9 protein-coding genes are annotated in these 9,236 nt (G+C 35.6%); 3 read left to right on the forward strand and 6 right to left on the reverse strand.

The features are described from left to right. Positions 1-96 (forward strand): transposase domain-containing protein (locus tag FTU12_RS15775; protein WP_141192730.1); only part of this gene is annotated, 96 nt, incomplete at its 5' end. 731 nt (positions 97-827) lie between these two features. Here FTU12_RS15775 and FTU12_RS15780 read toward each other — a convergent pair. From FTU12_RS15780 to FTU12_RS15800, 5 genes are all read right to left on the reverse strand, one after another. After that, positions 828-1,628 (reverse strand): DUF2310 family Zn-ribbon-containing protein, encoded by an 801-nt coding sequence (locus tag FTU12_RS15780; protein ID WP_114237944.1) that lies wholly within the window; start codon positions 1,626-1,628, stop codon positions 828-830. 136 nt (positions 1,629-1,764) lie between these two features. Continuing rightward, positions 1,765-2,103, reverse strand: coding sequence for a hypothetical protein (locus FTU12_RS15785; RefSeq protein ID WP_114237945.1), 339 nt, complete (start codon positions 2,101-2,103; stop codon positions 1,765-1,767). A gap of 1,083 nt (positions 2,104-3,186) precedes the next feature. Further along, a complete protein-coding gene (gene repM, locus FTU12_RS15790; protein ID WP_180049802.1) occupies positions 3,187-4,032 on the reverse strand; it encodes a replication initiation protein RepM in 846 nt (281 codons plus the stop codon). A gap of 60 nt (positions 4,033-4,092) precedes the next feature. Then, positions 4,093-4,797, reverse strand: coding sequence for an IS6-like element IS1008 family transposase (locus tag FTU12_RS15795; RefSeq protein ID WP_043963410.1), 705 nt, complete (start codon positions 4,795-4,797; stop codon positions 4,093-4,095). A 239-nt stretch (positions 4,798-5,036) separates the two neighbouring features. Then, the gene (locus FTU12_RS15800; protein WP_127800989.1) at positions 5,037-6,209 is read right to left on the reverse strand and encodes a replication initiation protein; all 1,173 of its coding nucleotides are present in this window, start codon (positions 6,207-6,209) and stop codon (positions 5,037-5,039) included. Between the two features lie 856 nt (positions 6,210-7,065). Here FTU12_RS15800 and FTU12_RS15805 point away from each other — a divergent pair. Further along, the gene (locus tag FTU12_RS15805; protein ID WP_179990956.1) at positions 7,066-7,845 is read left to right on the forward strand and encodes a ParA family protein; all 780 of its coding nucleotides are present in this window, start codon (positions 7,066-7,068) and stop codon (positions 7,843-7,845) included. A gap of 7 nt (positions 7,846-7,852) precedes the next feature. Further along, positions 7,853-8,764, forward strand: coding sequence for a ParB/RepB/Spo0J family partition protein (locus FTU12_RS15810; RefSeq protein WP_119879449.1), 912 nt, complete (start codon positions 7,853-7,855; stop codon positions 8,762-8,764). 174 nt (positions 8,765-8,938) lie between these two features. Here the strand turns inward: FTU12_RS15810 and FTU12_RS16680 are convergent. Beyond that, the coding region (locus FTU12_RS16680) for a hypothetical protein (RefSeq protein ID WP_373684171.1) at positions 8,939-9,236 on the reverse strand (298 nt) is incomplete at its 5' end.

Below are 9,236 nucleotides of genomic sequence, written 5' to 3' on the forward strand. Positions count from 1 at the left end.
GCCTATTTAAGTGATGTGCTGAAAAGGTTGCCGACACATAAAGTGACTCAGATTGAAGAATTACTGCCACATCGCTGGAAATCCAACTCAAATTAAAAAATAGGCATGGGGTTCAGCGGACGCTTACAATAATCCTGATTTCAAAGAAGCTTATAGTGAGATGGTAACGACTAGGCGAGAATTAAGTGAAATTGAGCCTTTGGCGGATAGCGATCTATCAGTTGCTCCAAAATCTCAACCCGTGCCAAGAAATAGCTATCCTAGACCTTTCTAAATATTGCTAATTGGGGGCAGCACAGAATTCGGAGAAAATAGCACGCTAAGGAATTTTGTGGACTAATTAATTTATTAAAATCAGAGATTTATATTTTTATGCTTTGCCTGTCTTCTAGAGATTGGCAACATGCAATTTAATTGAAAATTTTAACGAAGTTTTTAAATAACAACTACATAGAAGTAAACAAATGTACTTACCGCCCTATAATTTCCGTTTTCTGTGCTGACCCCTATATTCGAGTATTTAGACGGGAACGAAGAAGACTATGATTTCTCAAGATAGCGAGAAAAACTGACTACCTAGAATAGTCTGTTATAGGCGGTTTTCTTATAACGGTCTGTTCTAGGTAGTCTATTAATAGGTCTAAGGGGCTTTTTAGGTGGTTCCGCTAGGGTATACTGAAAATAAACTTGTCCTGTACCTGATTCCAGTAAAACACTCTCCGAAAATATCGAGACGATTCACGGTTGGTTACAGATAGTTTGGGTGTTATTTTTATCTCTATGCTTGATAGGCTTTATGAGCTTACCACAAATAATTTTTCATTCGGTCAGTCCTCGCTTTCATCCGACCAATTTTGACTCAACTCACTCACCAAACGACTCTCATCGCATTTAAAATCAATATAGTGATAGGTATTGGCAGGCAATAGCCAATCCTGCCCTGTCAGTGGACATTTTTGTTCCATATCTTCTGCCTGTGTCCAATCACGGTAATTCATTAGAAAATAATAGGTGGGTACACCTGTGCTTTGTTCAATGATACGGCACAATTCTCGACCTATTTTGCTATGCTCAGAATTGGGATTTTGCATTTGCTCTAAGGCAAAGGCTTCACTTACTGGTTGAGAACCAAGCCACAAACGATATAACGCTTCAGCCTGACGATACCATGACCACACATTATCATAACAAGGGTGATCAGGTTGGGTATATGGGATTTTATATAGAGGAATGCCTTGTAAGGTTACTCCATCTAGTAAAGGCGAACTCCAGCCCCAACGCAACATGTAAAATTCAGATTGCGTTGGTACGGCATAACGGGGAAGAGGATAGTCATGGTCTTCTCCGATATACAAGGTTTGAATGGGTTTACCTGCTAACTGTTCGATTTTATTGTGCATTTCTTGGGCATAGCTGTTCATATTTTTACGGTCAAGGGCATCCATTTCAGGACACACCACAGTCACGCGAGTAATATCATTTTGGCTAACAGCTAAATGATGGTTACGGGGTAATATTTGTCCGTTGCCTTCTAAATTTCCTAAATAACAAAATACATCATGGTCGTGGCTATCATCATCTTCAGCGATACCTGTATATTGGGGTATGATAATATCAAAGGCGTGCATTTTTATATCTCATGCTTAATTTATATTAAATATATTTGGGGATGTTGCTGTTGAAATTGGTTAAAGTGCTGTCTTGTAGTGTCAATTTAACCTATACCGTCAATGCCGTACACTCTAAATATTAATAATACTTAAACTACTTGATATTATAACTATAATTTTTCTTATCATATTTACCGAAATAAGGAACAGCTACATCCTTATGCACTGTATTATTACTATCAGTATATGTAATTACTATAGAGTCTTCGGTGTCAGAATATTTTATAGGATACTTAAATGATTGATTAGGAGATAAATTACCTATATTTTCTGATTTATTAGTGGTTTTATAAGTTAAATTAACCTTAGTTATATCTTCGGAGGTTTTGTTATTTATAATTAGCATCCCTTCTGATTCACTTTGACTGGAACAAGCCACAGTAATTAATGCACTTAAGCTAATTACATACAGTTTTCTTATTGAGATCTTCACGAGCCAAACCTTTAGTTATTTTATTTAATACAAAATAATTCTATGCAAGAAATGCCACTCTCAACTTCTTAAGCCTATTGGAATGGCTGTATTACAAGAATTGTAAGTTTAATATTGAAAGTCTAACCTTCGTAAAATAAATGATTTAGCGAAAAAAAGTTGAGAGTTAAGCATAAAATGGAATCTTATTTTTCACCAAAGGAATTAGAAGATGTTAAAGAACCATTAGTTATAACTTTCATTTTGAGACTACCCTAAATTCTGTGTAACTATCTAGTTTTCTAAAATACTTCTTAAATTTTGTCAAAATGGCTTTATTAGCTCGAAAAACTAACTTTCTATACACCATGAAGTACACCGCGACTACCTAAATAACTCAATATACCAATATCATTAGCCTACAGCCTAAGGTTCTAGTCCTCACTAGGGTACCGAAGCAGTGAAATTGGTTTGCCATAGGCATACTAATCAGAGTATGAAAAAGAAACTCCTCTCTCTGCAAATTCTTGATTGAAAACACTAAGAACCTTCATACTAAAAGTATAATAAATAAGTACTAGCCTTTCTATTATGGTGATGTCGTTCATATTCCAAGATATTCTCCGATCATCTAATAACCCCTCCCAACTAGGATCGTTTATTTTAGGTATAGATTGACTGCCGTAAGAAGGTATTTGATCAACTAAATGACGCATATCATCGAGTTTTTGATTTGATAGGGGTTACCCCAGAATTTGGAGAAAATAGTACGACAAGGAATTTTGTCGACTAATTAATTTATTAAAATCAAAGATTTATATTTTTATGCTTTGCCTGTCTGCTAGAGATTGGCAACATGCAATTTAATTGAAAGATTTTTAACGAAGTTCTTAAATAACAACTACATAGAAGTAAATAAATGTACTTACCGCCCTATAATTTCCGTTTTCTGTGCTGACCCCTAATATAGCAGTTTTTCACTGAATAGAACTCAGATAACTTATCATTTGGTGATAGTCAGAAGCCTTTATTCCCTTAAAATAATTTTTGTTTTTGATATCAAGGACTACTTCTACCACAACCTGTAAACAGCGAATAAAAATCTTAAAATTTAAACCCTAATTTCGATAAGAAGGGTAAATATACTTTCTGCTTTTCACTATCTAATAATGCTTCAGCAATTTGTTCAGCAAACACATCGTAACTTCGACCTGCTTGCCCTTGTGCCAAATACGATGCCTCATGTAATTGAGATATTTTTTTAGCGAAGGCAAAGCGTTGATTATCGGTCATGGTTATAAACATATCTACTGTATGTGGATCACGCTCTGTCTTTTCAGCTTTTACCGTTTTGGGCTTGGTTCTTTGTTTAAATTTAAAGGTAAATCCTGTAATAGTGCGACCTTGCTTGTGTTGCTCATATTCAGCAATAATATCCGTGTGTTCGTTAATTTGACTAATAGCCAAATCTAAAACTCTTGCTTTGAAATGGTGCATACGCACATATTCATCACTCAATAACCCAAAATGATTTCTTAACTCATCTAACGAGATTTCATTGGTTTTGCCCACAGACCGCCATTTAATCAAAAACTCATACAGGCGAATAGCATATCGGCTCTGTAAGCCTTTAATTTGCTCTATCTCGTATTTGGTAAATTTTTTTTCCAATCCTACAATTAATGGTACAACGTCATTGGCGAATACTAATCTTACCAATCCTAAATCATTAACGTAACTAATCTTTTGCACAAAGCGACTGCGGACAAACTCAATTTTTTGACTACCCTCAACAAACTGGGTGTAATTAAATTCCGCTTCAAATAAACCATTGACTCCACGCTTTAGGGCTTCATAAGCCGTATGTTTAGCCACGTCAAACTGTTGCATATAAGATTGGGCATGAATAGTTAAAGTCTTGTTCAATACACTTTCAATATTATCGCCCAACTTACGAGGGCACTGTTGCAAATAGAGATTTGAGTCGATGATGTTCCCTTTAAAAAGTGCTTAGAGACCGAAAACCCTGTTGATTAGACACACTTCACCCTGAGGCTGACCATAATAAAATGACGATGCTTGTCCTTTACGTAGTGCACGCATGACTTCAATACCTTTAATTGTGGCATAAGCAGTCTTCATAGATTTGAATCCTAATGTGGCCCTGATGATTCGCTTTAACTTACCATGATCACATTCAATGACATTATTTTTATACTTAATCTGCCTGTGCTCAATATCTACTGGACATTTTCCTTCTCGCTTTAACCGTGATAAAGCATGGCCATAGGTCGCTGCTTTATCTGTATTGATGACCCGTGGAATTTGCCATTTTTTCACCGTATTGAAGATCTTTCCTAAAAAACAATAGGCTGATTTACTGTTCCGTCTAGCGGAAAGGTAAAAGTCAATCGTATGACCACGTTGATCAACTGCACGATACAGGTAAGTCCATCGCCCCTTCACTTTGATATAAGTCTCATCCATATGCCATGAATGTAAATCTGTAGGGTTACGCCAATACCAGCGTAACCGTTTTTCCATTTCTGGAGCATAACGCTGAACCCAACGATAAATTGTACTGTGATCCACATTTATGCCTCGTTCAGCGAGCATTTCTTGAAGTTCACGATAGCTGATGCCATATTTACAATACCAACGAACAGCCCAAAGAATGATTTCACCTTGAAAGTGCCGACCGTGGAAGGGATTCATCTGCTGTATCTCGAAATAAATAAGATATTTAGCTTATCATGTCAGCCTATTTGCAACAGTGCCTTTGGTTTTGTCATTGGAACATTCTCTCAAGAAAGTTGGTCTCCGACAAACCCGGTACGGTTCAGTCTCAATTTTCACACTTTATGCAACAGAGTCGTTTTTATCCTAAGGTCCTTACCACTTGTATTCTTTACGAACATATATCTAAAAAGTGTAGCAAGTTGCTACACTTTTCGCTAGATCAACTCTTTACCAAAAATATCATTCAGTCTTTCACGAATACTATGGACGAATTCCGGATTACTTTTAAGTTTATGCTTCATATTTCGTTTAAAGTCATTCAACCCCATACCAATTTCAGCAAAATCCATTTGGAATAAAGTGTCATTAATGACAATATTTGCTTGAGAGTCAGTGAGGCATCCTACTTTTTTAAACCACTTCTTGAACTGCTGATAATTTTCATCATTATTAAAAATATACCAAGAACGTACATTCATATCGAATTTAGCCCCTAATTCTTTTACGGATGCATTGTCTTCAAATGGAACATCAAGATAGATTTTTTCAATCACTGCAAATTCATCCAGTGCCTTATCAGCAATCCGATGATGCAGTTTAAAATTCACACCTACAATTGGACGGCCTTTCTTAACGGTTTCATACTCTAACTGTAGATCTGTATTTTCGTTAATTTCTGCCACTATTTTGTCTAATACATAGCGTCTAAAATCTACCCAGCGATCATATTTGGTTTCATTAATATCAATCAGTGCTTTCAAGTTTTCTAAAAGTAATGGCACTTCATAACTCTTTTGATTGGCGTACTTAAATTCGTTTTTAATGAAATAAGTATAAAGACTCATACTGGCAACAGAATCTAGGGCAAAAAGATGTTTTAGCTGATAGGTAGTAAAATTACCCCCAGCCAGTTGAGTGAAATACGGCAACACCTCACTGGTAAAACGAATCTGAATCGCATTTTTAGAATCATCTTCCCATCTTAACTCACGGATAATGGGAACGACAGAATGTACTTTTTTAGTCTTTCTCTTACCATTATCAGCTGGCTCCTCAATAATAAAATGAGCTACCCGGGATGAAAGCTCTTTATAAATCCGATCTATTGCAACATTAATTGAATTACGTTTATTTAATCCTAGTAAATCTGCCAAATCATCCTTATACAAATAAATATAAGTTTGTTCGGTAATTTCACCATCTACCCTATTTTTCTCACTATAATTCGCAACCGCCATTGCATATAAAAGTGCCTTATATTCATTGGCTGATAATTCGATTGGGCGAATTAAACGGTTACTGGTACTGACAACGCCATTATGGCGAATGTTGCCTATACAGTAAGGAATATAATTCGATTCTTCTTGCAATGGTTCAGATTCTGTCATAACCGTGATATTTATAATTTAACTTAGTTTTTATATACAAAAGTGGAAAAACTTTCAAGACTTTCACCACAATATTCTAAAAGTGGAAAGTTTGTCATCAAAAAGAAGCATTTTAGCCGATTTCCTGCACTTAAAGTGGAATTAATTATAATCTTTCCACCCCATGATGACAGACCTTCCACCTTTAGTCTCGAAATTACAGTTCAGAAGGTCTATTTTTACTTTTTTCATTCAGGTCTAGTTAGGTTAAGTCAGATAAAAACCCTGATGTGACAAGGCTTCCACCTTTTTGTTAGATTTAAAAGGTATAACTGCACATATAATCATCAGGAAATATCCAATAAAAACAGATTATCCACAGGTTAAGAAGATACAGTGACAATCTTTCCACCTTTAAAGCTTAGTTATGAGACTTTATTAACAGCTTAAATATTTGTTTTTTAAATTATTTTTAAATAAAAATAGCAGTTATAAAAATAGTAGTGACAAACCTTCCACCCTAGTGACAGACCTTCCACTTTATAGTGACAAACCTTCCACTTTATAGTGACAGACCTTCCACTTTACGGTGACAGACCTTCCACTTTATAGTGACAAACCTTCCACTTTATAGTGACAAACCTTCCACTTTTAAAGTTACAAGCACTTGTTTTATATAATAAAAATATGATCCTAATTATTAATTAGCTAAATAACTAATTATTCTAATTTTTAATTAAGCTAGCTTAGTTAAAAATTTATTTTTTAAGTTGTTTTACAGCTGAATAAATAGGATTTATAAATTTAAAAACTATAGTAAGATGAATGAAAGTTATTTATATTACTAAACATTGAAATAAGGAAGCATCTGACACGCATGTCTGCAAAAATTATTACTGTTGCTAACCATAAAGGCGGATGTGGCAAAACAACGACTGTTGTACACCTAGCCTCAGAACTTGCCAATCTTGGCTACAAAGTTTTAGTCATTGATTTAGATCCTCAAGCAAACGCAAGTTTACACATTGGGATCCAACATCCAAGCGAAATTGCTGTCACTACAGCAGAATTACTAGTGGGCGATATTTCGTTGTTGGCAGATGCATTACAAGAAGAAACGAACTTTGAAAAAGTATCATTAATTTATGGTTCCTTAAATTTAGGAAAAACTGAAGATCAACTAAAAGAAGAAGCTCCCCGTCCTTCTGAAGAGTTAAATATCAAGTTAAAACTATTAAAAGATCTTTATGATTTTATATTGATCGACTGTCCACCTAGCCTTAAATTATTAACAAGCAATGCCTTGGCATCTTCAACACATGTCATTATCCCTATCGAATCAGGATCACAATATGGATTGTATGGGGTAACAGATCTTTTAAATCATCTTGAAAAAATCAAACGTATTAATCCAGATTTAGAGCTTTTAGGCGCTTTACTAATTAAGCATGATGAACGTCAGAATGTCTGTAAGCTGATTCGGGATGAAGCCTTGAAACAGGTAGGTAAAATTTTAGAAACCACAATTCCTCAAAGTACTAAAGTCAATCAAGCAGCGATTCTGCAACAACCACTTTTGAAAGTAGAAAAAAATTCAAAAGTACGTAAGGCTTTTGAAAGCCTTGCCAATGAAATTGTAGTGAAAATTAAAACCTGAGAGCATTATGGCAAGCACCAAAGAGCTTTTAGCTCAGAAACTGAAACAGAATACAGAAAAACATCAGCAAGCACAGAAAGACAATATTAAAGAGCCGAAAGAGTTTAGACGTAATGTCCCTATTGAGGATATCAGCCGAAGTCCAAACCAGCCGCGTAAAATATTTGAAGAGTCACAGTTAAAAGAACTGGCGGATTCTATTAATGAAATCGGCCTTTTGCAGCCCATTACAGTGCGTAAACTGGATAATCTGAAATATGAACTGATTGCAGGCGAGCGACGCTTACGGGCACATCAATTACTCGGAAAGTCTGTGATTGAAGCCATTATAATTGATGCAAATAATGTAGAAGCATCTTTGTTAACCCTGGCAGAGAATTTAAAGCGTCAGGATCTGACAGATTATGAGATTTTTATTGGCCTGAACTCACTTGATGAGAAATTAAAGAAAAACAAGCAACGTTTAGCCAATTCACTGGGTTTAAATCGCGAAGATATGTACAAGTATTTAGCATACGAAAAACTGCCGCAAGCAATTTTAAATGACCTTGATGTGGAACCAGGCTTGCTAGGCCGTACTGCTGCAACTGCATTCAAAAAATTTCTATCGGATCATCTTGAACAACTCTCTGAAGCCGAAGTGGCCTTACTCGGAGCTTGGGAAAAATTAAAAGACAAAAAACTCGAGCAAAGCAAAGTTACTACTTATGCTGAAAAACTATTGAGTCAGAATCCAGAAAAACTGACCACAACATCCGTGGTCAGAAAAATTGAATATGCCGGTAAGATTGCGGGGAATATCAAACTGAATCAAAAACAGCTTAAGGTTTCTCTGAATATCTCGGAAATTGACGAAGCCAGTCTCTTACAATTAGAAGATTTCTTAAAACAGCTGATTCAAAAAAGCGAAAAAGTGTAGCAAGTTGCTACACTTTCTTAGCACCCTGAAACTAATTACATCCTCATGCATTATTGAAATTTATTTTCTTAAGTATGCTTCTTTACATTTGGTCTTTGAGAGTACTGTTACTTCGGACTGAGATTAAATTCTGCCTTTCTTCTTGTGGAGTAGTTTTATATTTATCCGGAAATATTATATATGTCCATATAAGCACTCCCAGTTTTCAGGTTTTGTATCAAAATAATCAATTCTTATCAGATTTTTCGATAGGGAAGTATATATGCTGGTGGAACATAAATAATTTGGTGGTGTTTCAAAAGGTATGCTGCCGTTAAAAAAATACGTTATTAAGGTAAAAGAAAGGGCACTGTTGCAAATAGTCGGTGGTGATAAACTTATCATCCCCTTTTGCTGATGGAGCTGCACATGAACCCATTCAAAGGCCGGCATTTTCAGCGTGACATCATTCTGTGGGCCGTACGCTGGTACT

The sequence above is a fragment of the Acinetobacter sp. YH12063 genome (assembly GCF_013419715.1).
Classification (GTDB): Bacteria; Pseudomonadota; Gammaproteobacteria; order Pseudomonadales; family Moraxellaceae; genus Acinetobacter; species Acinetobacter amyesii.

Coding starts and splice junctions, on each gene's coding strand:
- FTU12_RS15780 (WP_114237944.1), bottom strand. CDS start 1,628: ATGCACGCCTTTGATATTATCATACCCCAATATACAGGTATCGCTGAA.
- FTU12_RS15795 (WP_043963410.1), bottom strand. CDS start 4,797: ATGAATCCCTTCCACGGTCGGCACTTTCAAGGTGAAATCATTCTTTGG.
- FTU12_RS15800 (WP_127800989.1), bottom strand. CDS start 6,209: ATGACAGAATCTGAACCATTGCAAGAAGAATCGAATTATATTCCTTAC.
- FTU12_RS15805 (WP_179990956.1), top strand. CDS start 7,066: ATGTCTGCAAAAATTATTACTGTTGCTAACCATAAAGGCGGATGTGGC.
- FTU12_RS15810 (WP_119879449.1), top strand. CDS start 7,853: ATGGCAAGCACCAAAGAGCTTTTAGCTCAGAAACTGAAACAGAATACA.